Source organism: Ruegeria sp. CDSA141, assembly GCF_059612005.1.
In genome coordinates, this window is record NZ_JBXWPT010000002.1 from 317,154 (window position 1) to 340,634 (window position 23,481).

General features: G+C 56.2%; 20 protein-coding genes, 3 tRNA genes and 1 pseudogene. 12 read left to right on the forward strand and 12 right to left on the reverse strand.

All coding sequences use genetic code 11. The annotated features are described in order from the left end of the window. Positions 1 to 27 precede the first annotated feature (27 nt). Complete coding sequence (locus tag AC2FLP_RS05470) at positions 28 to 306, reverse strand: NfeD family protein (RefSeq protein WP_496682036.1); 279 nt, start codon at positions 304 to 306, stop codon at positions 28 to 30. After that, positions 306 to 1,196 (reverse strand): SPFH domain-containing protein, encoded by an 891-nt coding sequence (locus AC2FLP_RS05475; protein ID WP_117869085.1) that lies wholly within the window; start codon positions 1,194 to 1,196, stop codon positions 306 to 308. The genes AC2FLP_RS05470 and AC2FLP_RS05475 overlap by 1 nt, the downstream gene beginning before the upstream one ends. A 217-nt stretch (positions 1,197 to 1,413) precedes the next feature. Between AC2FLP_RS05475 and AC2FLP_RS05480 the strand changes: the two are divergent. From AC2FLP_RS05480 to lon, 4 genes and pseudogenes are all read left to right on the forward strand, one after another. Next, a pseudogene (locus AC2FLP_RS05480) lies at positions 1,414 to 2,283 on the forward strand (nucleoside hydrolase). Between the two features lie 63 nt (positions 2,284 to 2,346). Beyond that, on the forward strand, positions 2,347 to 3,477 hold the full coding sequence (tgt, locus tag AC2FLP_RS05485; RefSeq protein ID WP_496682039.1) for a tRNA guanosine(34) transglycosylase Tgt: 1,131 nt from the start codon (positions 2,347 to 2,349) through the stop codon (positions 3,475 to 3,477). A gap of 92 nt (positions 3,478 to 3,569) precedes the next feature. Further along, positions 3,570 to 3,977 (forward strand): DUF6636 domain-containing protein, encoded by a 408-nt coding sequence (locus AC2FLP_RS05490; protein ID WP_496682042.1) that lies wholly within the window; start codon positions 3,570 to 3,572, stop codon positions 3,975 to 3,977. Between the two features lie 223 nt (positions 3,978 to 4,200). Then, a complete protein-coding gene (gene lon, locus AC2FLP_RS05495) occupies positions 4,201 to 6,609 on the forward strand; it encodes an endopeptidase La (protein WP_496682044.1) in 2,409 nt (802 codons plus the stop codon). Between the two features lie 48 nt (positions 6,610 to 6,657). On the opposite strand, the gene AC2FLP_RS05500 is transcribed toward lon, so the two are convergent. Continuing rightward, positions 6,658 to 8,244, reverse strand: coding sequence for an APC family permease (locus AC2FLP_RS05500; protein WP_496682046.1), 1,587 nt, complete (start codon positions 8,242 to 8,244; stop codon positions 6,658 to 6,660). A 112-nt stretch (positions 8,245 to 8,356) separates the two neighbouring features. Beyond that, positions 8,357 to 8,431: transfer RNA gene (locus tag AC2FLP_RS05505), tRNA-Val, on the reverse strand. 180 nt (positions 8,432 to 8,611) lie between these two features. Here AC2FLP_RS05505 and AC2FLP_RS05510 point away from each other — a divergent pair. The 3 genes from AC2FLP_RS05510 to uvrA all read left to right on the forward strand — a co-directional run bounded on the left by AC2FLP_RS05510 (position 8,612) and on the right by uvrA (position 11,845). Continuing rightward, positions 8,612 to 8,688 (forward strand) — tRNA-Asp (locus AC2FLP_RS05510). A gap of 44 nt (positions 8,689 to 8,732) precedes the next feature. Then, positions 8,733 to 8,809: transfer RNA gene (locus AC2FLP_RS05515), tRNA-Asp, on the forward strand. Positions 8,810 to 8,986: 177 nt separating this feature from the next. Next, positions 8,987 to 11,845, forward strand: a complete 2,859-nt coding sequence (gene uvrA, locus AC2FLP_RS05520; protein WP_496682049.1) for an excinuclease ABC subunit UvrA — start codon at positions 8,987 to 8,989, stop codon at positions 11,843 to 11,845. 37 nt (positions 11,846 to 11,882) lie between these two features. Here the strand turns inward: uvrA and AC2FLP_RS05525 are convergent, their stop codons facing one another. The 5 genes from AC2FLP_RS05525 to AC2FLP_RS05545 form a co-directional block, all read right to left on the reverse strand. After that, positions 11,883 to 12,074, reverse strand: coding sequence for a YgaP family membrane protein (locus AC2FLP_RS05525; RefSeq protein WP_117869078.1), 192 nt, complete (start codon positions 12,072 to 12,074; stop codon positions 11,883 to 11,885). A gap of 72 nt (positions 12,075 to 12,146) precedes the next feature. Then, positions 12,147 to 13,019, reverse strand: a complete 873-nt coding sequence (gene mmsB, locus AC2FLP_RS05530; RefSeq protein WP_496682052.1) for a 3-hydroxyisobutyrate dehydrogenase — start codon at positions 13,017 to 13,019, stop codon at positions 12,147 to 12,149. Between the two features lie 3 nt (positions 13,020 to 13,022). Further along, positions 13,023 to 14,063, reverse strand: coding sequence for an enoyl-CoA hydratase/isomerase family protein (locus AC2FLP_RS05535; protein WP_496682054.1), 1,041 nt, complete (start codon positions 14,061 to 14,063; stop codon positions 13,023 to 13,025). A 7-nt stretch (positions 14,064 to 14,070) separates the two neighbouring features. Continuing rightward, a complete protein-coding gene (locus AC2FLP_RS05540; protein WP_299896783.1) occupies positions 14,071 to 15,213 on the reverse strand; it encodes an acyl-CoA dehydrogenase family protein in 1,143 nt (380 codons plus the stop codon). A gap of 112 nt (positions 15,214 to 15,325) precedes the next feature. Beyond that, positions 15,326 to 16,441: a carboxylate-amine ligase gene (locus AC2FLP_RS05545; protein ID WP_299897244.1), complete on the reverse strand. Its 1,116-nt coding sequence runs from the start codon at positions 16,439 to 16,441 to the stop codon at positions 15,326 to 15,328. 137 nt (positions 16,442 to 16,578) lie between these two features. Here AC2FLP_RS05545 and AC2FLP_RS05550 point away from each other — a divergent pair, with 137 nt between their 5' ends. After that, the gene (locus tag AC2FLP_RS05550; RefSeq protein WP_496682056.1) at positions 16,579 to 17,430 is read left to right on the forward strand and encodes a class I SAM-dependent methyltransferase; all 852 of its coding nucleotides are present in this window, start codon (positions 16,579 to 16,581) and stop codon (positions 17,428 to 17,430) included. A 71-nt stretch (positions 17,431 to 17,501) separates the two neighbouring features. After that, complete coding sequence (locus AC2FLP_RS05555; protein ID WP_117869073.1) at positions 17,502 to 17,978, forward strand: fasciclin domain-containing protein; 477 nt, start codon at positions 17,502 to 17,504, stop codon at positions 17,976 to 17,978. Between the two features lie 68 nt (positions 17,979 to 18,046). Here the strand turns inward: AC2FLP_RS05555 and AC2FLP_RS05560 are convergent, their stop codons facing one another. Together AC2FLP_RS05560 and AC2FLP_RS05565 are read right to left on the reverse strand one after the other, a co-directional pair. Continuing rightward, on the reverse strand, positions 18,047 to 18,631 hold the full coding sequence (locus tag AC2FLP_RS05560; RefSeq protein WP_205511967.1) for a L,D-transpeptidase: 585 nt from the start codon (positions 18,629 to 18,631) through the stop codon (positions 18,047 to 18,049). Positions 18,632 to 18,834: 203 nt separating this feature from the next. Further along, positions 18,835 to 20,334 carry a CoA-acylating methylmalonate-semialdehyde dehydrogenase gene (locus AC2FLP_RS05565; RefSeq protein WP_117869071.1) on the reverse strand — a complete coding sequence of 500 codons (1,500 nt, stop codon included), beginning with the start codon at positions 20,332 to 20,334 and terminating at the stop codon, positions 18,835 to 18,837. Between the two features lie 104 nt (positions 20,335 to 20,438). On the opposite strand from AC2FLP_RS05565, the gene AC2FLP_RS05570 reads away from it, so the two are divergent. From AC2FLP_RS05570 to coaD, 3 genes are all read left to right on the forward strand, one after another. Beyond that, a complete protein-coding gene (locus AC2FLP_RS05570) occupies positions 20,439 to 21,341 on the forward strand; it encodes a LysR family transcriptional regulator (protein WP_299896791.1) in 903 nt (300 codons plus the stop codon). 60 nt (positions 21,342 to 21,401) lie between these two features. Beyond that, positions 21,402 to 21,839, forward strand: a complete 438-nt coding sequence (locus AC2FLP_RS05575) for a CBS domain-containing protein (RefSeq protein WP_117869069.1) — start codon at positions 21,402 to 21,404, stop codon at positions 21,837 to 21,839. 85 nt (positions 21,840 to 21,924) lie between these two features. Further along, positions 21,925 to 22,416, forward strand: a complete 492-nt coding sequence (gene coaD / locus AC2FLP_RS05580) for a pantetheine-phosphate adenylyltransferase (RefSeq protein WP_117869068.1) — start codon at positions 21,925 to 21,927, stop codon at positions 22,414 to 22,416. Here coaD and gap read toward each other — a convergent pair. Beyond that, positions 22,408 to 23,412: a type I glyceraldehyde-3-phosphate dehydrogenase gene (gene gap / locus AC2FLP_RS05585; RefSeq protein WP_496682061.1), complete on the reverse strand. Its 1,005-nt coding sequence runs from the start codon at positions 23,410 to 23,412 to the stop codon at positions 22,408 to 22,410. The two genes, coaD and gap, sit on opposite strands and share 9 nt — an antisense overlap. Positions 23,413 to 23,481: the final 69 nt, after the last annotated feature.

Genomic DNA, 23,481 nt, shown 5'->3' on the forward strand with positions numbered 1-23,481 from the left:
TGACGCTCGGGTGAGCGTCACTATGTCTTAGTCATTGATGTCATGGGTGAAGGTTTTGACCTGGCCGTGCGGCAAGGCGAAGAGCTTGCGCAGGACAAGCCATGCGATCAACGAAAGCACTGCGAAGATCAGCGCGAGAACATGCAACGACATTGTCATTCCGGGGATGACGAGGACAAGACCGGTGATCGCGGCTCCGATCGCAAAGCCCAGAAAGATGAACCCGGGCAGAACGATTTCCAGGATCCCCAGTGCCAGCGCGGCCGCCAGCCAGATCCACCAGGTCAGCCAAAAGGGATCAGCCATCATCTACCTCCTTTGAGCATTTTGAACGCATCGCCAAAGGCTTCAAGTGCGTTGGCGGGCACGACGATTGTTTGCTTTCCAGATCCGTTGCCCAGCGCATTAAGGGCTTCAACTTGCTTCAGCGCAACCTGATACTGGGCAGCTTGGATGCCATTCTCCTGAATGGCCTTGGCGACGACTCCAGTCGCGTATGCCTCGGCCTCGGCCTGAATACGTCGTGCCTTGGCGGTTTGTTCTGCCGCGTACAGCTCGGCATCAGCGTGCAATTCGACGGCACGTTTCTGACCTTCGGCTTCGGTCACCTGCGCGCGGCGGGCACGTTCCGCGTTCAGCTGTTGCAGCATGGCATCGCGGGTGGCCTGATCCAGATTTACATCCAGAATCTCGGCCCGGGTGACTTCAATCCCCCAGTCATCCACAGCAGTTTCGACGCTTTCCTGAATCCGTGTGATCAACTGGGCGCGGTTCGACTGTACCTCGTCCAGATCCATCTTGCCGATCTCGGCGCGAACGATACCAGCAACAGTGGTTGCAATCGCACCATCAACATCGCGGATTCGATAGACTGTCTTTTCCGGTTCGAGAATGCGGTAAAAGACAGAGGTGTCGATCTGCACCAGAACGTTATCCTTGGTGATCGCGTCTTGCGTTGCATTCGGCAACTGCCGTTCGAGGATCGAGATCTTGTGGCGGGCGACGTCCAGAAACGGAACAATGAAATTGATGCCAGGGCCAAGCACCGAATGCAGTCTTCCAAACCGTTCTACAACATATTTTTCGGATTGCGGAACGATCTTGATGCCCTTGAGAATAACGATGACCACCAGCACGGCGGCCAGCAGGTAAATGATGTTTGACGAAAGCAGTCCGATGATCTGATCTTCGGTCATTCTGTCCTCTTTTTATTGTGTACAATGGTATACATGTGGGGATTGAGTCGCGGGATTTCAACTCTGGTATGGAGGGAAAACCGCCAGATGCAAACGCCTCACTATGGGAATTCAGCATTGAACTGAACTGCTGTGACTGCTTTGCATCCCGGCTTGTTTGCGGTATCGGGCGGGGATGAAATTGATTATCGATACGGATCCAGGCATCGACGATGCCATGGCGATCGCCTATGCCGCCGCTGCGTCTGAATTTGACCTGATCGGCCTTACCACGGTGTTCGGCAACACAAATGTTCACCAGTCCAGCCGCAATGCCCGGTTCTTGCTGGACAAGCTGGGTCTGGACCTTCCGGTTGCAGAAGGGGCCTCATTCCCGCTGGGGACTGATAGTCATGCACCGTCTGAACATGTGCATGGCCCGGAAGGGTTTGGCGATTTCACCGAGGTCCCCGAGTTAGGATTAAACCACGATCTTCCGGCCGCAGAGTTCCTGGTTGAGATGGCCCGGATGTATAAAGATGAGTAGGTCCTGTGTGCGGTCGGACCGCTGACCAACATTGCCAACGCAATGCGGTTGGACCCGGAATTTGCCGGTAATCTTGGCCGGTTGGTGATCATGGGCGGTGCCGTGTACTGCTCGGGCAACATCACCGAACATGCCGAAGCCAATATTTATCATGATGCCCTTGCAGCAGACGAGGTCTTTTCCGCTCCGCCCGAAACGGTTCTGGTTGGTTTGGACGTTACCCTGAAGACGCTGTACGAGACTGCAGATTTCGAAGCCTTGGCGCAAAAATCGCCCGACATGGGATCTTTTTTGCGAGACATCTCCCGCTTCTACCTGAAATTCTACAAAGAAATCGGCGGATTGGAAGGATGCGGCCTGCATGATTCAACCGCTGTGATCGCCTGCTCGCACGGAGCGATGTTCGACATGGTCGAAACCGGACTGCGTGTTGTGACGGAAGGCGATCGGATGGGTGCGACGCAACCTGACCCGGATCGTCCAGTGGTTCGTGTTTGTCGCGATGTGGATGGGGTAGGGGTCGTGCGTCTGTTTGCCGAACGTGTTGCGTCCTTGCCCTGACGGGTTGCAAAGACCGATCGGATCGGGCAAATCCTGCCCGGTTCGGCGATCCGAGGCGATGACATGACCCAGCAATTCTCTTTCGAGCTCAAGGCAGCAGACGGCAAGGCCCGTACCGGTGTTATCAACACACCGCGTGGCGAAGTGCGTACACCTGCCTTCATGCCAGTTGGTACCGCGGCGACAGTCAAGGCGATGATGCCCGAAAGCGTCCGTGCCACAGGGGCCGATATTCTGCTGGGCAACACCTATCATCTTATGCTGCGTCCCACGGCCGAACGGATTGATCGTCTGGGCGGGTTACACAAATTCATGAACTGGGACCGTCCCATTCTGACGGACTCGGGGGGGTTTCAGGTCATGTCGCTGGCCGGTTTGCGCAAGCTGACCGAAAAGGGTGTGACCTTCAAATCCCATATCGATGGGTCGAAACACGAGCTGACACCTGAACGGTCAATGGAAATTCAACGCCTTCTTGGTTCCGACATCGTGATGTGCTTTGACGAATGCCCCGCGTTGCCCGCAGATCGTGACCGGATCGCCGAATCCATGCGTTTGTCGATGCGTTGGGCAGAGCGGTCCCGTGACGCATTCGGGGATCGCCCGGGGCATGCTCTGTTCGGTATCATGCAGGGTGGTCTTGAGCAGGACCTGCGGGAAGAAAGCGCCGAGGCGTTGAAGATTATTGGCTTCGAAGGCTACGCCGTTGGCGGCTTGGCTGTGGGCGAGGGGCAGGAGGCCATGTTTGACTGCCTCGATTATGCCCCCGATTTCCTGCCCGTGGACAAGCCGCGTTACCTGATGGGCGTTGGCAAGCCGGATGATATAGTCGGAGCAGTGGCGCGAGGGATCGACATGATGGATTGCGTCCTGCCGTCCCGTTCAGGTCGTACCGGTCAGGTGTTCACCCGCTATGGCGTCGTGAACATCAAGAACGCGCGCCATGCAGACGATCCGCGCCCGCTGGATGAGAAATGTTCATGCCCGGCCTGCGCGAATTACTCACGCGCCTACTTGCACCATGTGTTCCGCGCCAACGAGATGATCTCGGGTATGTTGCTGACCTGGCACAACCTTCATTACTTTCAGGAAATCATGCAGGGCATGCGGGACGCGATTGCTGAGGGCACCTTTGATGCGTGGCAGGCCGAGTTCCATGCGCAACGCGCGCAGGGCGATATCGAGCCCCTGTAACCGGTCCATTCGGGTGACATTTGCTTGGTTTTTCGGTATCCTGAAACCACTTCAAGCAATGCCATTTTCGTTCGCGACCCGGAGAGTTTTTCATGTTTCGCTTTTTCCTCGGCGCAGTGGTTTTTTGCGCTACCCCTGCAATTTCAGACGTCTGGACTTTTGAAACCCCATCCGAAAACATTCAGTGTTCGGTGGGAGAAAGCGCGGATTCATCGGACATCCAGTGCACGATTATTGAAAAATACGGCCCACCAGCGATGCCACGCCCCGCGAATTGTCAAACTGACTGGGGGCATGACTTCCTGATGTTCGATACCGGCCCTGTGGAAATGCTGTGCCAGCCGCTAAATCGGAACCAGGACGGATTCGACCGTGCGGAATACGGCGTCACCGGTCGGTTCGGAGGATTTACCTGCAGCTCTTCCACAAAAGGTCTGGAATGTCGCAACCGGGACGGCCACGGGTTTTTTCTGTCTCGGGCGGTGCAGCGGGTTTTCTGACCCTGGAATTGCGCATTGCATACGCATGTCACACTAATTTCGGTGGATATGTCCCCGGGACATCTTGCAGTCCCGAAAACCTCGGTTCATGCTGAAACACATTACATGGCGGTAAGGTTGAAAAAGGGCGATGAGGCCCCACCTTTATCGTCCAAGACAGGAGATGGCCGGATGTTGCCTCGATGAGGGACAAGCGCCATCTTGCCAACGATAAGGATAGAGCATGCAAGAGCCTCTAAACTCCTCATACCCCGTTCTGCCGCTGCGCGATATTGTGGTGTTCCCGCATATGATCGTGCCGCTCTTCGTGGGCCGAGACAAATCCGTCCGCGCGCTGGAAGAGGTGATGCAGGACGACAAACAAATTCTGTTGTCCAGCCAGATTGATCCGGGCGTCGATGACCCGGATGAGGACGGTATTTACCGGTCCGGCGTTCTGGCCAATGTGCTGCAACTGCTGAAACTGCCCGATGGCACCGTCAAGGTGCTTGTCGAAGGGCAAGCGCGCGTACAGATCACCGAGTTTCTTGAAAACGAAGAGTTTTTCGAAGCGCGGTCGGAATATCTGACCGAGATTCCGGGAGACGTTGCCACGACCGAAGCCCTGTTGCGCACCGTCGCGGACGAGTTCGAACGCTATGCCAAGGTGCGTAAGAATATCCCCGAAGAAGCGCTGACGGCCGTGGGTGAAACCACCGAGCCGGCAAAACTGGCCGACCTTGTGTCGGGCCATCTGGGCATCGAGGTCGAACAAAAGCAGGACCTGCTGGAAACGCTCAGCGTCAGCGAGCGGCTTGAAAAAGTCTATGGCCTGATGCAGGGCGAAATGTCGGTTTTGCAGGTCGAGAAAAAGATCAAGACCCGTGTCAAATCTCAGATGGAGAAGACCCAGCGAGAGTACTATCTGAATGAGCAGATGAAGGCCATTCAGAAAGAGCTAGGCGATGGCGAGGATGGCAGCAATGAAATTGCGGAGCTGGAAGCCAAAATCGCTGAGACCAAGCTGTCGAAGGAAGCGCTGGAAAAGGTGGAAGGCGAGCTGAAGAAGCTCAAGAACATGTCGCCCATGTCGGCCGAAGCCACGGTTGTACGCAACTATCTGGACTGGATTCTGTCTCTGCCGTGGGGTACCAAATCCCGCGTCAAAAAGGACTTGGCGCGCGCGCAAGACATTCTGGATGCCGATCACTACGGCCTTGAGAAGGTCAAGGAGCGGATCGTTGAATATCTGGCCGTTCAGCAGCGTTCGAAAAAGCTGAAAGGCCCGATCATGTGCCTCGTGGGCCCTCCGGGCGTGGGTAAAACCTCGCTTGGTAAGTCCGTTGCGCGGGCGACCGGGCGCGAATTCATTCGTATCAGCTTGGGTGGCGTACGTGACGAATCCGAGATCAGGGGGCACCGCCGGACTTATATCGGGTCGATGCCCGGGAAGATCATTCAGGCGCTGAAAAAGGCGAAAACCACGAACCCTCTCATTCTGCTCGATGAGATCGACAAGATGGGGCAGGATTTCCGTGGTGATCCGGCTTCGGCGATGCTGGAAGTGTTGGACCCGGAGCAAAACAGCACGTTCATGGATCACTACCTTGAGGTCGAATATGACCTGTCCAACGTGATGTTCCTGACCACGTCCAACAGCTACAACATGCCAGGGCCACTGCTGGACCGGATGGAGATCATTCCTCTGGCCGGCTATACCGAGGACGAAAAAAGAGAGATCGCCAAGCAACACCTGATCGCCAAGCAGGTCAAAAACCATGGTCTGAAAGCCAAGGAATTTGAACTGACCGATGAGGCGCTGCAAAAGATAATCCGCACCTACACCCGCGAGGCTGGCGTGCGGAACCTCGAGCGTGAAATCGCCAAGGTGGCACGGAAGTCGCTGACCAAGATCATCAAGAAAGAGGCGGAAACCGTTACGGTCACGCCAGAAAACCTCGATGAGTTCCTGGGGGTGCCAAAGTTCCGTTACGGTCTGGCCGAGCAGGACGATCAGGTTGGTGTCGTGACCGGATTGGCCTGGACCTCGGTTGGGGGCGATCTGCTGCATATCGAGGCGCTGAAGCTGCCCGGTAAGGGTAGGATGAAGACAACCGGTAAGCTGGGCGATGTGATGAAAGAGTCCATCGATGCGGCTTCGTCTTATGTGCGGTCGATTTCTCCCAAGATCGGAGTGAAGCCGCCGCAGTTCGACAAGATCGACATCCACGTGCACGTGCCCGATGGCGCAACGCCCAAGGATGGTCCGTCGGCGGGTCTGGCGATGGTGACATCCATCGTGTCGGTTCTGACAGGTATTCCTGTTCGTAAGGACATCGCCATGACCGGCGAGGTCTCGTTGCGCGGGAACGCAATGCCGATTGGGGGTTTGAAAGAAAAACTGCTGGCTGCGCTGCGCGGTGGTATCAAGACGGTCCTGATCCCGGAAGAAAACGAAAAGGATCTGGCGGATATCCCTGACAATGTGAAGGAGGGATTGAAGATCATCCCGGTCAAGCACGTCTCGGAGGTTCTTGAGCATTCTCTGGTTCGTACACCGGAACCTATTGAATGGGACGAAGCGGCCGAGGAGGCCGCTGCAGCGGCAGCGGCCACTTCTGACGCGACGGTGCCATCAGCCACTGCACACTGAGCAGACAGGTTGGATGAATGAAAAAGGCTGGGCAATTGCTCCGCCTTTTTACAATCCAATTACGGGTTTCTTTGGATCAATTACCTCTTCTTCAGATATGTATTCATTGAACTTTTCCGGTGACAGTGCTGAGCGAACGGCAAGAACGAAAACGATCGATGAAAACAGGACGCAAACCAGAATATCCCATCCAAACGGAATTTGCTTCAACGATCCGGTTCCAAATTGTCCTAGGAACGAGATCAGCCCAAGACCAGCAAAATAAGGCATCAGCCACAAGGCTTCGGTGACGTCCATTTCGTCTAAACTATTTCGGAACCGGACGAGCAACAGAACCTTCCCAACGATCAGCGCGATGCCAAGCCGCCAGACCGTGTCCCATCCGCTCCAATAGACGATGAGTGTGGCAATGGCGAATGCCGACAGCGCAACAAGGCGAACGGCCGGTATGCGGATCGACCGAGGATGGTCGGGTAAAAGATCCCGCAGACAAACCACCGCAACCGGTCCGACAGCAAATGACAAGACGATGGCCGCACCGTTCAGGGCAATAACAGTGGTAAAAGGCACCGTTAGCAGGAACAGCGTTCCAATCAGAAAGTTCAGTGCCAGCGCCCATAACGGGACTCCAAAGGACGACAGGGCCTTCAATCGTTTGGGCAGGAACCCGTTTTGGGAGAGGGCGAGGGCGATACGCGCGTTCGATCCGGTTGAAACCAGCCCATTGCCGAAGGGGCCTATTACAGATCCGACATTCAGCAGGCTCAGAAACCACACCAAGCCGACGGATGTGATTACTGCGTCCAGAGGGCCTTCGCCACCAAAACTCAGTTGTGCCCACCCCTTGGAAAGCATGGATGGGTCGAGCGCGCCGATGAAAGCCACTTGCAAACCAAGGTAAATGGCGGCGCACAGGACAATCGACAATATCAAAGCGGCCGGAATGGCAAACTTCGGATTTCGAACTTCGCCAGCCATATCTACCACATGGCGAAAACCAATGAACGAAAAAATAATCCCTCCAGTGGAAACAGCGGCCATGATTCCTTGCAAACCGTAGGGGGCAAATCCATCTGGTCGCGAGAAGTTTTCAACCTTGAAGCGACTTGCGATAAGCAAAATGGACAGAACCACAGGTATAGCGATCTTTGCCCAAGTAAGGACCGCATTAACACGCGTGAAGAACTTGACCCCAAGTGCATTTACCGCAACGAACAGAAGCATGAAAACCAACGCGACGAAAACGCCTGCTCCGGTCAGATCGCCCGTCTCAGCCGTATGCAGCCAAGGCGCATAGGGCGCGAGGTATTTCAGCATGGCCTCAACTTCAATTGGCGCTGTAGTGTTATAGCCGATCCAGGCCGTCCACCCCATGGCCATCGACACGATGTTGCCATGCGAAAACTGTGGCACGCGCGCAATCCCACCCGGAATGGGAAGCATGGCGGAAATCTCGGCGAAGGTGATTGCCAGTATGAACATGGCAACCGCGCCAATAATCCATGAGATTACAGCCGCCGGCCCCGCGTGCTGAACCGCAAGTAGGGGGCCAAATAGCCAGCCCGACCCTATGATTCCCCCAACGGAAATGAAGGTCAGTCCTAATAGGCCGATGTCTCGCTTTAACCCCGTCATGATGACCTCGGCCTCCGCGTATGGCCAATTATTGGGCCAAATAGGTCACGATAGTCGCCGAAATCCCAACGTGGCAAGCCCGCTGGTTCTAAGCAAAGAATTTAAAAGGAGATGGTGGGTGATAAGAGATTTGAACTCCTGACATCTTCGATGTGAACGAAGCGCTCTACCACTGAGCTAATCACCCATGACACGCGGTCATAGCTTTCCAAAGAGTGCGTCGCAAGTGAAATTGACAAGCTCGCAAGGGCAAAAAACGCCTCGTGAACAAAAAACTGGATTCTGACAAAAAACTGCAAAACGCCGCTTGACGCTGCCCCACCGTAGCCATAATACACCCAAACGTTCAGCAATGAACATGCAGCGGGCGGTTGTAGCTCAGATGGTTAGAGTACCGGCCTGTCACGCCGGGGGTCGCGGGTTCGAGCCCCGTCAACCGCGCCACCGCTGCCAACCTTGGTCCAGGATAAAGGCCATGAAATAGATGCGCGGTTGTAGCTCAGTTGGTTAGAGTACCGGCCTGTCACGCCGGGGGTCGCGGGTTCGAGCCCCGTCAACCGCGCCATTTTCTTCTCAAAAACACCTGTTGATCAGAAAGTCTCGCGTTGGACTGGACGATACCATGACCATAGTTTGATTTGGTCGGCGAAAATCTGTACGTTCACTAAATGTTCTAACTTTTCTGTTGGAGACTCGGGCAAGCTCGCCTATCTCTTAACCACTTGTTTGTTGGGGGCCGGAAATGGCTGAGCTGAAGAATATAGAGGTGCGCGGCGCGCGCGAGCATAACCTCAAGGGCATCGACGTCGATATCCCTCGGGATCAGTTGGTGGTCATCACAGGCCTGTCTGGTTCGGGCAAGTCGTCGCTGGCGTTTGATACGATTTATGCTGAAGGCCAGCGCCGTTACGTCGAAAGCTTGTCCGCCTATGCGCGGCAGTTTCTCGACATGATGGAAAAGCCCGATGTCGATCATATCAGTGGTCTGTCCCCTGCGATTTCGATTGAACAGAAAACGACCTCCAAGAACCCACGTTCGACTGTGGGGACCGTTACCGAGATCTACGATTATCTGCGTCTGCTCTTTGCGCGCGCGGGCACGCCGTACAGCCCGGCCACTGGCCAGCCGATCGAGGCGCAGCAGGTACAGGACATGGTCGACCGCATCATGACGATGGAGGAGGGCACGCGCGGCTATCTGTTGGCCCCGATTGTGCGTGACCGCAAAGGTGAGTACCGGAAGGAATTCCTGGAGCTTCGCAAGCAGGGGTTCCAGCGCGTGAAGGTGGATGGTGATTTCTATGAGCTGGATCAGCCCCCGACGTTGGACAAGAAATACCGTCACGACATCGACGTTGTGGTCGACCGTCTGGTTGTTCGTGATGGGATGGAGACGCGTTTGGCCGACAGTCTGCGCACCGCTCTGGATTTGGCAGATGGGATAGCAATACTGGAAACCGCACCCCGTGAGGGTGATCCGGAACGGATTACGTTCAGTGAAAACTTTGCCTGCCCGGTCAGTGGTTTCACCATTCCCGAGATTGAACCACGTCTGTTTTCGTTCAATGCGCCATTCGGAGCCTGCCCGGATTGTGATGGGTTGGGGGTAGAGCTGTTCTTTGACGAGCGTCTCGTAGTGCCGGATCAAACGCTGAAGCTGTACGACGGGGCCTTGGCGCCATGGAGGAAAGGCAAGTCTCCGTATTTCCTTCAGACAATCGAAGCCATCGCGCGCCATTATGAGTTTGACAAAAACACGCCCTGGAAAGACCTGCCCAGCAAAGTGCAGCAGGTGTTCCTGCGGGGCTCGGGCGATGAGGAAATCCAGTTCCGCTATGACGAAGGCGGACGGGTGTATCAGGTGACGCGCAGTTTCGAAGGCGTGATACCGAATATGGAACGGCGTTATCGCGAAACCGACAGCGCGTGGATACGTGAGGAATTTGAGCGGTACCAAAATAACCGTCCATGCGGCACCTGCGAAGGGTATCGTCTGCGGGCCGAAGCCTTGGCAGTGAAGATCGCCGGGCTGCACGTCGGTCAAGTTGTCCAAATGTCGATCCGCGAAGCGCTGGCCTGGATTGAGGATGCCCCGAACCACCTGAGTGCTCAGAGGAATGAGATAGCCCGCGCAATCCTCAAGGAAATTCGAGAGCGCTTGGGATTTCTGAATAACGTTGGTTTGGAATACCTTACGCTGTCTCGTTCAAGTGGAACGCTGTCTGGCGGCGAAAGTCAGCGTATTCGTCTGGCAAGCCAGATCGGCTCGGGCCTGACCGGGGTTCTTTATGTATTGGACGAGCCCTCTATCGGCTTGCATCAACGTGATAATGACCGGTTGCTGGATACGCTCAAGAATCTGCGGGATCAGGGCAACACCGTGATTGTTGTCGAGCATGACGAGGAAGCCATCCGCGAAGCAGATTATGTGTTCGACATCGGCCCCGGTGCGGGCGTGCATGGCGGGCAGGTGGTCAGCCACGGCACGCCCGAGCAGATAGCAGCGGACGCGGCCTCGATCACGGGACAGTATCTGTCGGGTGTGCGCGAGATTCCAGTGCCCGCCGATCGGCGCAAGGGAAACAAGAAAAAGGTAACGGTCGTAAAGGCTTCGGGCAACAACCTCAAGGAAGTTACGGCCGAGTTTCCCTTGGGCAAGTTCGTTTGTGTCACTGGTGTATCTGGTGGCGGTAAGTCGACCCTGACGATTGAGACGTTGTTCAAGACGGCTTCGATGCGGTTGAACGGGGCGCGGCAGACACCTGCACCATGTGAAACGATCAAGGGATTGGAGCATCTGGACAAGGTCATCGATATTGACCAGCGCCCGATCGGGCGGACTCCGCGGTCGAACCCTGCAACCTACACCGGGGCCTTCACCCCGATCCGCGACTGGTTTGCCGGACTGCCCGAGGCGAAAGCGCGGGGATACAAGCCGGGTCGTTTCAGCTTCAACGTCAAGGGGGGAAGGTGCGAGGCGTGTCAGGGGGACGGCGTCATCAAGATCGAGATGCACTTCCTTCCTGACGTCTATGTCACCTGCGAAACCTGCAAAGGCGCGCGGTACAATCGCGAAACGCTTGAGATCAAGTTCAAGGGCAAGTCCATTGCGGATGTGCTTGATATGACGGTGGAAGACGCGCAGGAATTCTTCAAGGCCGTGCCATCAATCCGCGACAAGATGGATGCGCTGGCCCGCGTTGGTCTTGGCTATATCAAGGTGGGTCAACAGGCGACCACGCTGTCGGGTGGTGAGGCACAGCGCGTGAAACTGTCCAAAGAACTGTCAAAACGGTCAACCGGGCGAACGCTCTATATCCTGGACGAGCCAACCACAGGTCTGCATTTCGAAGATGTGCGTAAGTTATTGGAAGTGCTTCATGAATTGGTGGATCAGGGCAATACCGTCGTGGTGATCGAGCATAATCTGGACGTGGTGAAAACCGCCGATCATATCATCGACATCGGGCCTGAAGGCGGCGACGGTGGTGGTGAGATCGTAGCCGTTGGTGCACCCGAAGAGATCGCTCAAATCGAACGCAGCCATACCGGTAGATACCTGAAAACCATGCTCAACCCGGATCGAGTGGCGGCGGAGTAGGCGCCTTCAGGCAGCTCTCACTCCACCGCCTGTCCAATCAGCGTTTCTTGGCTGGACAGGTGCTGATTCCCAACACCGAGTATAGGGGGCATGAATTAAGCAGGCCGGTGACCAACGGCACGACGCCGATCCACATCCAGGTTCCGTATCCCAGCAGAGCGCCCAGAATAAGCGCAATGCCTATTGCGATCCGAAGTGTTTTGTCGATCCCACCCATGTTATTAGTCATCACGAAAGTATCCTCTCCAAAAGGGTATAGCTTTGGGATACTTTATATTCCCTGATAGGAATATGACTTGAATCAACTTCGCCCTCGCTTTTCAAACCGGGGAAGCATGGCGCTGAAATCGCGGCCCAGTCCGTCCTCGTTTTCGACGAATTGTTCGTAAAGTGCAGTCGCGGCCTGTCCCATCGGTGTATCTGCATCAGCACTGTCTGCGGCTTGTTGGCTGAGTCGCAGGTCTTTCAGCATCAATTCGGCTGCAAATCCAGGAGTATAGCCATTGTCGGCAGGGCTTTGTGGCCCTACGCCTGGGGCGGGGCAATAGGCGTTCATCGTCCAACTGTACCCGGATGAGGTGCTGACCACGTCGAACATCTTTTGGCGGTCCAGACCCAATTTGTCGGCCAGGGCAAAAGCTTCACACGTGGCAATCATGGTGACGCCCAGAATCATGTTGTTGCAGATCTTGGCGGCTTGGCCGGCTCCGGCTTCGCCGCAGTGAACCGCTTTTTGTCCCATGATGTCGAACAGGGGAGCAGCCTTTGCAAAGGCGGCTTCTGATCCACCGGCCATGAAAGTCAGGGTGCCACCCGCCGCACCGCCGACACCACCCGAAACCGGAGCGTCAACGAACAGCAGACCAGCGCCGCTGGCCTGTTCTGCGACTGCGCGCGCGCTGTCCACGTCAACCGTCGAGCAATCAATCAGAACGGCACCCTTCGCCATGGCGGGAATGATCTGATCTGCAACTGCCCGTAGAATGGCGCCATTCGGCAGCATTGTTATGACAGCATCGGAAGAGGAAACGGCTTCGGTCGCAGTATCGGCCAGCGTAACCCCGTCAACAGTGACGCCCGCGGTGTCGAATCCGAGAACCTGATGCCCGGCCTTTGCCAGATTGGCCGCCATGGGTGCCCCCATGTTTCCCAGTCCTATGAACCCGATCTGCATCTCTTAGTCCTCCTCGAATGTCAGGGTGTCCGCACCCAATGGCTGCAACATTTTCGAGACGGCCACCAGAGGGACGTCCATATCGGGAAACTGCCAGTTCGGGTTGCGGTCTTTATCAATGATCTGCGCGCGGATGCCTTCCAGAAAATCACCGTGCTCCATGGATCGGTGCGTAAAGCGGTACTCCATATCCAAAGCGCGCCGCATGGTCAGAGAGGGACCACGCAGTCGGTGTAACATCTCGATCGTGCAGGCCACGGAAAGCGGTGCATTTTTTCTTATTTTTTCCAGAGCTTTTTGCGCAAACTCGTGATCATCACTGCGCAGGCTGGTCAGGATGTCGCCCAGTGTTTCACCGGAAAAATGCTTGTCGACTTCGGTTTGCAACTTTGCCAATTCGCCGTTGGGTGGTGTTCCGGCAGGTTCGGCCACCAGTTCTGCATTTCCAGACGCTTCCAGCATTTCGATCAGATCGGACCAACTCGATTGCGGGATGAAATGGTCGGCAAACCCCGCAAGGATCGCGTCCGCAGGTCCCATTCTGAAGCCTGTGGTTCCCAGAAACTCACCCAATCGCCCAGGTGCGAGCGCGAGCATCAGCGTACCGCCAACATCCGGAACCAAGCCAATCGAGCATTCGGGCATTGCAATCCTGGAGCTTTCTCCGACGACGCGATGGCTGCCATGGCAGCCGATGCCGACACCGCCGCCCATGGTAAACCCCTGAAGAAAACTGATGACCGGTTTAGGATACTCGAAGATCAGGGCATTCAGACGATATTCATCGCGCCAGAACTTCTGACCATACGAAAAGTTGCCTTTGGTGCCTGTTTCGTAAAGTTCGGCAATATCACCACCCGCACAGAAGGCTTTTTCCCCCTCGGCGTCCAGAACGATCAGGTCAACGGCATCGTCTTCACGCCAGTTGCGCATCGCTGTGTCGATGGCCATGCACATGTCATAGCTCAACGCGTTCAGCGCATGGGGGCGGGTCAGGGTGATGCGACCGGCACGGCCTGTGGTGCGGATTTCGATGTCTGACATTGGGGCCTCAGCGGTTGGCGAGCAACTGACGCGAAACGATCACGCGCATGATCTCGTTCGTGCCTTCCAAAATCTGATGCACCCGCAGATCGCGCACAAGCTTTTCGATGCCGTAATCTGCAAGATATCCGTAACCGCCATGCAGTTGCAGGCACTGATCCACCACTTTCGATCCGGTTTCAGTCACGAATTTCTTGGCCATGGCGCAGAATTTCGTGGCATCGGGCGCCCCCTGATCCAGTTTCCACGCTGCCTGACGCAGGAAGGTACGGGCGGCCTGCAATTCGATTTCCATATCTGCCAGACGGAATTGAAGGGCTTGGAACTGATCGATGGATTGGCCGAATGCCTTGCGCTCGGACATGTATTGCAGCGTCATATCCAGCCCGGCTTGAGCAGCCCCAAGGGAACAGGCAGAAATGTTGAGCCGCCCACCATCCAGCCCCATCATGGCATATTTAAATCCGTCGCCTTCGGTGCCGACAAGGTTGCCAGCGGGAATTTTACAGTCGTCGAACTGAACCTGCGCGGTCGGTTGGCTTTTCCAGCCCATTTTCTGTTCCAGCGCCCCAAAGCTCAGCCCCGGCGTGCCGTCCTCAACATATACAGTCGAGATCCCCTTGGGCCCATCCTGACCGGTACGCACCATACAGACATAGGCATCGGAGTAGCCGCCGCCTGAGATGAACGCCTTGGTGCCATTCAACGTATAACCTTCGTTTGTCCGTTCGGCGCGGGTTTTCAGCGCCGCCGCGTCAGAGCCGGAACCGGGCTCCGTCAGGCAATAGCTCAGAACCGTATTCAGGCTCAGAACATCCGGCATGATGCGCGCCTTTAGGTCATCATCCGCGAAATTGTCCAACATCTTGGCGCACATGTTGTGGATCGACAGGAAGGCGGCGACCGAAGGGCAGGCCATTGACAGGGCCTCGAAAACCAGGGTCGCATCCAGACGGGTCAGGTTTGAGCCTCCGCTTTCCTCGGATACGTAAAGCGCGCCGAAGCCAAGCTCGCCTATCCTTGGCCACAGGGTTTTTGGAATGGTTCCGTCCGCCTCCCACTTGCGCGCAAAGGGTGCGATGTTTTCCTGCCCAAACGCGTGTGCCATGTCGAAAATGGCTGTTTGTTCCTCGCTGAGTGCGAAATCCATGACGCTCCCTCCCGTCGGCAATGAATTGAACGGTTGTTTATTTCTGAATTCTTACAGAAATTTTGCAGGCGCAACAATGAGTCGGTTGAAAGGGCCCGGAGGCCGAAAACACTCAGAGGTCGGCGTGAAATTCCTCGATCAGGTGGCGCACGACGGCTTTCCCCGGATCGTCCCCGCGCGCTATTGCCTCGGCATGAATACGGCGTTGGCGCGTAGCGGAAGTGCCGTTTTCAGCAATTTGCCTGAGCCGTGCGAGTTCAGTCATCGTGCCGAGGGCCTCGGTGTCTTCAGCCAACAACCCCATAAGGTCGCCGATCAGTTCAGACATGGGCTTGACCGACCGGTCGCCGAAATCAATCAGCCCTTCACCCACTCCGTAGCGTTGAGCGCGCCAGCGGTTTTCACCGATCAGAAAACGATCATATTGCCGCCAGCGCAGGTTGCGGTCTTTCAGTCGGCACAGCATCCGGGTCAACGCCTGCACCAGTGCCGCCAACGACAAAGTGTGCTCCAGCCGTGGTTGAACATCCATGATCCGTGTTTCCAAAGTTGGGAAACGATGCGAAGGGCGCAGATCCCACCAGATCTTGGTGGTGTCTTCTATGACGCCGAGCTCGACCAGAATACCCGTGGTCCGTTCATACTCGCTCCAACTGGCAAAAACTGGCGGCAGCCCGGTGCGCGGCAGGTTGTCGAACACCGTCAGACGGTATGAAGACAGGCCGGTATCCTCGCCGCTCCAGTAAGGCGAAGATGTGGACAGCGCCAGGAGATGCGGCAGAAAGTACGACAGTTGCGGCATCAGGTCGGCCCTAAGCGCAGGGTCTTCGACCCCAACATGAACATGCATCCCGCAGATCAGCATCCGTCGGGCAACACCGCCTAGTGCGTGTTGCAACGCGTCATACCGTTCTTTCCGGGTGTGGTGTTGATCTTTCCAGTTGGCGAAGGGATGGCAAGAGACGGCGATAGGGGAAAGGTTGTATTCGGCCGCTCGTTTCGACACGCATGACCGCAGCCGCTTCAGATCTTCGCGCGCTGAAGCTACCGTGGTGTGTGGTCTGGTTCCAACCTCTATCTGGCATTGCAGGAACTCGGGACTGACCTGGCCTTCGAAATCGCTTTGGCAGGCTTCCATTAGCGCTTCGGGGGCTTCGGACAATTGCAGGCTGTCGCGATCCACCAACAGGTATTCTTCTTCGATCCCGAGTGTAAATTCCTGCTGCATCGCGGCCCTCGCAGTTGTCAGTTCAATCAGTGAATACGGAAATTTACGTTTTGCCAAGGGTTTGCCCGGCTTGCCCTTGCAGAGAAACGGTCTGCAGCGGTAAGGAACGGTGCATCACAGATCGCGGAGCCAGCGCCTTGAAACCCAGAAAATTCCCAAAGATCAACGCCGCCCTTGAAGAATTGGGGGTGAAACTGGTCGACAGAGTTACGGAACAGGATGAACGGGCGCGGCTGGAAGCCTTCGAGGCTGCGGGTGGCTTGGCGCGTCCTGCATATGCGTTGTCGCCGGGAATGGAGGGGTTCGACATCTCACAACTGGTGGCGGAATACGAGCGTCACAAGGCAGCCTTGGAGGCACTGAAAGATCCCACGCGCAACCAGACCGGCTATTGCCCAGAAAATGGTTACTATGACAGCCCGGATGCGGATGCATTGTATTTGATGATCCGTCGCTTCCAACCCAAGCGGGTGATCGAAGTCGGATGCGGCAACTCTACCCGTGTAACCCGACAGGCGATCATCGATGACAGGCTGAACACCACCATTACCGCAATCGACCCTTATCCTCGTGCCGACATTGCCCACGTTGTAGATCGGTTCGAACAAGAACGACTCGAAGAAACGGACCCGGAACTGTTTGCAGAACTGGAGGCCGGAGACGTTCTGTTTATCGACTCCAGCCATGTTGTGCGGATGAGCAACGACGTTGCCCATCTTTTCTGTCGCATCATACCGACGCTTAAACCTGGGGTGGTGATCCACGTTCACGATGTGTTTTTGCCCTACGAATATCCCAAGCGCTTCTTCTATGATTGCCCAGGTTGGGGAGAACAGTACATGCTGCACGCGTTGCTGCAATCTGACGCGTATTCAATGCTTTGGCCGGGATACTACCTGCAACAGGATCGGCCCGATGCCGTTGCGGCCTTGCCGTTTCTGTCCACAGGACGCGCGCAGAGTATCTGGGTGCAGCTCAGAGAAAAATGATTTCAGAGTGATCCACAGCGGCAAAAGGTCCGTATCTCTTTCGATAACACGCTGGAGAGGAGAAGACAGCTATGTTCCGTCGCACATTCATGGGCGCAGCCGCCGCACTTGCATTCGCTATGCCACTCAAGGCTCAGGCCGCTGACATCGTTGACACCGCCGTTGCCGCCGGGTCCTTCAACACATTGGTTGCCGCCGTTCAGGCCGCAGGGCTGGTTGACACCCTGAAAGGGGATGGTCCGTTCACCGTATTTGCACCCACAGACGAAGCCTTTGCTGCGCTGCCTGAAGGTACTGTTGAGACGCTCTTGAAACCTGAAAACAAGGATCAACTGATCGCCATCCTGACCTATCACGTGGTTCCGGCCAAGGTTATGTCCGGTGATATTGCCGGCAAACGCGCCAAGGTTCTGACCGTTCAGGGCGATCGGCTGAGCGTCAATGCCAAAAACGGCGTGAAAGTGAATGACGCCAAAGTCGTGCAGGCAGATATTGAAGCCAGCAATGGTGTCATCCACGTCGTCGACGCGGTGATCCTGCCGGAATAAAGCCTGGTTTCTGGAAACAACAAAGCCCCGGCGATCGACCGGGGCTTTTGCTTTTCAGAGATGATTGGTCAGACCAGACGAACCTGCGTGCCGACCTTGACCAGCGGATACAGTTCTTCGACATGCTGGTTGTACAGGCCGATGCAACCTGATGAACTCTGGCGACCGATCTTTCGCGTGTCGTGCGTTCCGTGAACCAGATACGCAGGCCAACCCAGATACATGGCGCGGGTTCCCAACGGGTTGCCGGGGTCACCACCTTCCATCCGAAGCGGCAGCGAAGGGTCACGTTCGCGCATTGATGCCGTGGGTGTCCAGCTTGGGAATTCGGTTTTGCGCACGACTTTCGTATACCCGCGTTTGGTAAGCTCTTCGCTCATGGGTACGGAACTTGGGTACAGTTTGTATGTGCCGTCAGGCCCCCAGTAATGGACGGCGCGGCTGGTGATATCGGCCAGCAGGCAACCAGCGCCCACTTCATCGAAATGGTCCTGCCAGTTCTGCTGCGAGAAGGACGATACGTTGCGCCGCACCGGCAGTTGCGTACTGATTGCGTCTTCCGTTTCCGGAAAAGCATCCGCGCTTTGTGCCCGAACAAGGGCAGGTGTCGCCATCAAAGAGGCCACGCCCAGCAAGGCAGAGCGACGGGTCATACGGGATTGGGACAAGGGTGCCTCCGGTAGGTTCACTGCTCGGTATATTATTGACGCCAAAATATGAGCATTGTTCGCATTTTTCCAGAGTAAACCACCTGAATTTCTTGTGAGCGAGTGATGGAAAGCAGGTTTTTCGGCGGAAAGATGCGAAAAGCCCGGCCGTTGAACGGGCCGGGCCTGAAAACTTCGGGGCTGTTGGATCAGTCCATAGCCTTGAAGTTGAACTCGCCACCTTCCTTGATGCCCGACGGCCAGCGTGCGGTCACTGTTTTGGTGCGGGTGTAGAACTTGAAGCTGTCCGGGCCGTGCTGATTCAGGTCGCCGAACATAGACTTTTTCCAGCCGCCAAAAGTGTGATAGGCCAGCGGAACCGGGATCGGAACGTTGATGCCCACCATGCCGATATTGATCCGGCTGGCAAAGTCACGCGCGGTGTCGCCGTCACGGGTAAAGATCGCGGTGCCATTGCCGTATTCGTGATCCATCGCCAGTTTCAGCGCTTCTTCATACGAACCCGCGCGCACGGTGGACAGAACCGGGCCAAAGATTTCCTGTTTGTAGATGTCCATCTCGGGGGTCACGTTGTCGAACAGATGCGGGCCGACAAAGAAGCCGTCCTCATAGCCTTGCAGGCTGAAGTCGCGGTTGTCGACAACCAGTTTCGCACCCTGTTCCACGCCCGAATTGATCAGGCCCAGAATGCGTTGTTTCGCTGCGGCGGTCACAACCGGGCCCATGTCGACATCATCGCCGGCAGTGTAGGGGCCAACCTTCAGCTTTTCGATACGCGGCACCAGTTTTTCGATCAGTGCGTCCGCGGTCTCTTCACCCACGGGAACAGCCACCGAAACCGCCATGCAGCGTTCGCCTGCCGCACCGAAACCGGCGCCAACCAGCGCGTCCGCGGCCTGATCAAGATCAGCGTCGGGCATGACGATCATGTGGTTCTTGGCGCCGCCGAAACACTGGGCGCGTTTTCCGTTCGCCGTTGCGCGGCTGTAGATATACTGCGCGATCGGGGTTGAGCCGACAAAACTGACGCCCTGAATGATCTCGCTGTCGAGAATGGTATCAACCGCTTCCTTGTCGCCGTTTACGACCTGAAAAACACCTTTAGGCAAACCGGCTTCGACGAACAGTTCGGCCAGCATCAGGGGCACTGATGGGTCGCGTTCAGACGGTTTCAGAACAACGGCGTTACCGCAGGCCAGAGCGGGGCCGACGTGCCAGAGTGGCATCATGGCCGGGAAGTTGAACGGCATGATCGAGCCGACAACACCCAAAGGCTGACGCATGGAGTACATATCAATGCCGGGGCCCGCGCTGTCGGTAAACTCGCCCTTCAGCATCTGTGGCGCGCCAATGCAGTATTCGATCACTTCGAGACCACGCTGCAAATCGCCCTTGGCGTCTGGGATGGTTTTGCCGTGCTCGCGGCTCAGCGCTTCGGCCAGTTTGTCCATGTCGCGGTTCATCAGGCCGACCATGGCCATCATGACGCGCGCACGTTTTTGCGGGTTGGTTGCACCCCATGCGGGTTGGGCGGCGGCGGCGGCCTCGATCGCGGTGGTGGTTTCCGCTGCACTGGCCATCGGGCACTTGTATTGAACTTCGCCCGTTGCCGGGTTGTAGACGTCGTCGAAACGACCGGACGTTCCGGCGACCATTTCGCCGTTCAGGAAATGGGTCAGGTCTTGCATCAATAGCTCCTCCGATAGATTTGCGCGCAGAATAGGCTTGCAGAAATCTCGCGAACAGAGGCAATGTCTCAAAAGAGTTTTGCAAAAATGCAAAAGGGATCAAAATGACCCCAAATTGGGATGATATGCGGATTTTCCTGGCTGTTGCGCGAGAGGAAAGCCTGTCTTCCGCAGGTCGCATCCTGAAGATCGACCCTGCCACCGCCGGTCGGCGCATAGCACGCTTGGAGGCAACGCTTGATTCCACATTGTTCACCAAGTCGCAGCAAGGCTATGTTCTGACCCCGGCGGGACAGCGACTGTTGGAACACGGGCTGCACGCAGAAGAGGCGATGCGCGCGGCAGCCGGGGCGGTAACAGGACCGACGAAATCGCTGAGCGGACAGATCAGGATTGGCGCGCCGGACGGTAGTGCCAACTACCTGCTGCCTCAGGTTTGTGCAAAAATCAGCGATGCAAACCCTGATCTGGACATTCAGATCCTGGCGCTTCCGCGTGTGATCAACCTGTCCCGTCGAGAAGCAGATATGGCAGTCACGGTCAGTGCGCCGACTGCCGGACAGCTGCTGGTGAAGAAAATCAGCGACTACAAGCTGCACATGGTCGCGACCGAAGAGTATCTGAAGCGACATGATCCGATCCGGAACATCGCTGACCTGAAGGGCCACAGGTTGATCGGCTATATCCCCGACATGATTTTTGACCGGGAACTGGATTACCTGAATGATATTGGCGTTGACCGTGTCGCTCTTGCATCGAATTCGGTGTCGGTACAGTTGCGACAGGTCTGCCTGGGAACTGGCGTTTGCGTGGCACATGATTTCACGTTGCCGTTCCACCCGGGGCTTCGGAAAATCCTGACGGATCAAGTGAGTTTGACGCGCAGCTTCTATCTGGTCCGGCATCAGGGAGACCAGCGCAACGAGCGGTTGAACCGATTTGCTGATGCCCTGACACGCGGTATTCGCGAGGAAGTGCTTCGTTTGGAAGCAGGCCCCGACGCTTGACAGGTCGCGGCAATCGCGCAACGCTTTGGAATAAGTGTTATTATTCCGGAGGTATTCTTCATGCTAGTACAGGCCATCCTGAAGTCCAAAGCGACAGATGGTGTCGTGACCGTGGCGTCAACGGCGACAATCTCAGAGGCCTCGAAGATTCTTGCGGACAAGCGCATCGGTACGGTCGTTGTTTCCGACGACGGTGGCGAAACCGCGGCCGGCATATTGTCGGAACGTGACATCGTCCGGGAACTGGCGGCCAGCGGCAGCGGTTGTCTGGATCAACCGGTAAAATCATACATGACACAGGACCTTGTGACGGCGACTCGTCAGACCACGGTAGAAGACATCATGTCCCGCATGACCGAAGGGCGTTTCCGCCATATGCCAGTGGTTGAAGACGGAAAACTCGTAGGTATTGTCACTTTGGGTGATGTGGTGAAAGCCCAGCTTTCCGAACTTGCGATGGAAAAAGATGCTCTAGAAGGCATGATAATGGGGCACTGACGACAAGGGTTGCCCAAGCAATCACTTGCACCTGCAGCAAAGTTATGTTTGCTTGCGCAGAAATTTTGTTGCGCAGGAGGGCGCGATGCGGGTTGGATTGTATCCTGGAACCTTTGATCCCATCACGATGGGGCATATCGATATCATCCGTCGGGCGGCAGCTTTGGTGGATAAACTGGTTATCGGTGTGGCCATCAATCGGGACAAAGGCCCTCTGTTTTCGTTGGAAGAGCGCGTTGCCATGATCGAGGCAGAATGCGCCCGGCTTTCGGAACAGACCGGAACCGAAATCATCGCGCATCCCTTCGAAAACCTTCTGATTGACTGCGCGAGGGATGTCGGGGCGCAAATCATCGTACGGGGCCTGCGGGCGGTCGCCGATTTCGAATACGAGTTTCAGATGGTCGGCATGAACCGCGCTCTGGACGATTCGATTGAGACCGTCTTTTTGATGGCTGAAGCGCGCCATCAGGCAATTGCGTCCAAGCTGGTGAAGGAAATCGCCCGGTTGAACGGGGACGTGTCGAAATTCGTCACGCCCCGAGTCAATGAAGCGCTGAAACAGCGGTTAGGCTAGGGCACCCATTGCGGCCGCTGTGTCCAGCATGCGGTTCGAGAAACCCCATTCATTGTCATACCACGCCAGCACACGAACCAATGTGCCATCAGTGACTTTGGTTTCAGCCAATGAAACGGTCGAGCTGTGCGGATCGTGATTGAAATCAATGGAAACCAGAGGGCGGCTTTCCGCCGCAAGCACTCCGGGGATTTTGGCGGCTGCATCGACGAACAGTTGGTTGACCTCTTCTTCGGTCGTGGGGCGTGAAACCTCGGCCACAAGATCAACAACCGAGACATTCGGGGTTGGAACACGGATGGCCTGACCGGTCAGTTTTCCTTTAAGTTGCGGCAGCACCAGACCCACGGCAGCGGCTGCACCGGTTGTCGTAGGGATCATCGACAGCGCCGCTGCTCGCGACAGGTAGGGATCTTTTCCAACTGTATCATGCACCGGCTGGCTGGCAGTGTAAGCGTGAACCGTGGTCATGTTGCCGTGCTTGATACCAATACCGGCATCCAGAGCCGCAGCAACAGGAGACAGGCAGTTAGTGGTGCAGGACGCGTTTGAGACCACCAGATCCTCGGCGGTCAGTTCGCTATCGTTGACACCAAAGACGATGGTTTTCACACCGCCGTCGCCTCTGGCAGGGGCAGAGATCAGAACTTTCCGGGAGCCGTTTTTGAAGTGACGTTCCGCCGCTTCGCGCGTACGAAACACGCCCGTACATTCCAGAACGACGTCAATATCTGACCAGGGCAGATCCTCGGGGTTGCGCTCGCTGCTCAGCCGAATTGGGCCACGACCCACGTCCAGACCAGCATCGTTGAGCGCGACCGGGTTGGGGTAACGGCCGTGAACGCTGTCAAATTCAAAGAGATGCGCGTTCATGTCGGGTTTGCCAAGATCGTTGATCGCGACGATCTCAACGTCCGTACGTCCGCTTTCTATCACCGCGCGCAGAACCCCGCGCCCGATCCGTCCAAATCCGTTGATCGCCAGTTTCAAGGTCATGGTCTGCTCCGTCCAAATGTCTCAGCAATATGAGTTAGCGCTAACAAAGCCAGATCAAGCGAAATGTCA

Bases quoted from the DNA above. Each gene is read 5' to 3' on its own strand.
- AC2FLP_RS05575 (WP_117869069.1), top strand. From the start codon at position 21,402: ATGCTAGTACAGGCCATCCTGAAGTCCAAAGCGACAGATGGTGTCGTG.
- AC2FLP_RS05500 (WP_496682046.1), bottom strand. From the start codon at position 8,244: ATGACGGGGTTAAAGCGAGACATCGGCCTATTAGGACTGACCTTCATT.
- AC2FLP_RS05560 (WP_205511967.1), bottom strand. From the start codon at position 18,631: ATGACCCGTCGCTCTGCCTTGCTGGGCGTGGCCTCTTTGATGGCGACA.
- AC2FLP_RS05470 (WP_496682036.1), bottom strand. From the start codon at position 306: ATGGCTGATCCCTTTTGGCTGACCTGGTGGATCTGGCTGGCGGCCGCG.
- AC2FLP_RS05545 (WP_299897244.1), bottom strand. From the start codon at position 16,441: ATGCAGCAGGAATTTACACTCGGGATCGAAGAAGAATACCTGTTGGTG.
- AC2FLP_RS05475 (WP_117869085.1), bottom strand. From the start codon at position 1,196: ATGACCGAAGATCAGATCATCGGACTGCTTTCGTCAAACATCATTTAC.
- AC2FLP_RS05540 (WP_299896783.1), bottom strand. From the start codon at position 15,213: ATGGATTTCGCACTCAGCGAGGAACAAACAGCCATTTTCGACATGGCA.
- uvrA (WP_496682049.1), top strand. From the start codon at position 8,987: ATGGCTGAGCTGAAGAATATAGAGGTGCGCGGCGCGCGCGAGCATAAC.
- gap (WP_496682061.1), bottom strand. From the start codon at position 23,412: ATGACCTTGAAACTGGCGATCAACGGATTTGGACGGATCGGGCGCGGG.
- coaD (WP_117869068.1), top strand. From the start codon at position 21,925: ATGCGGGTTGGATTGTATCCTGGAACCTTTGATCCCATCACGATGGGG.
- lon (WP_496682044.1), top strand. From the start codon at position 4,201: ATGCAAGAGCCTCTAAACTCCTCATACCCCGTTCTGCCGCTGCGCGAT.
- AC2FLP_RS05570 (WP_299896791.1), top strand. From the start codon at position 20,439: ATGACCCCAAATTGGGATGATATGCGGATTTTCCTGGCTGTTGCGCGA.
- AC2FLP_RS05525 (WP_117869078.1), bottom strand. From the start codon at position 12,074: ATGACTAATAACATGGGTGGGATCGACAAAACACTTCGGATCGCAATA.
- mmsB (WP_496682052.1), bottom strand. From the start codon at position 13,019: ATGCAGATCGGGTTCATAGGACTGGGAAACATGGGGGCACCCATGGCG.
- AC2FLP_RS05555 (WP_117869073.1), top strand. From the start codon at position 17,502: ATGTTCCGTCGCACATTCATGGGCGCAGCCGCCGCACTTGCATTCGCT.
- AC2FLP_RS05535 (WP_496682054.1), bottom strand. From the start codon at position 14,063: ATGTCAGACATCGAAATCCGCACCACAGGCCGTGCCGGTCGCATCACC.
- AC2FLP_RS05565 (WP_117869071.1), bottom strand. From the start codon at position 20,334: ATGCAAGACCTGACCCATTTCCTGAACGGCGAAATGGTCGCCGGAACG.
- AC2FLP_RS05490 (WP_496682042.1), top strand. From the start codon at position 3,570: ATGTTTCGCTTTTTCCTCGGCGCAGTGGTTTTTTGCGCTACCCCTGCA.
- tgt (WP_496682039.1), top strand. From the start codon at position 2,347: ATGACCCAGCAATTCTCTTTCGAGCTCAAGGCAGCAGACGGCAAGGCC.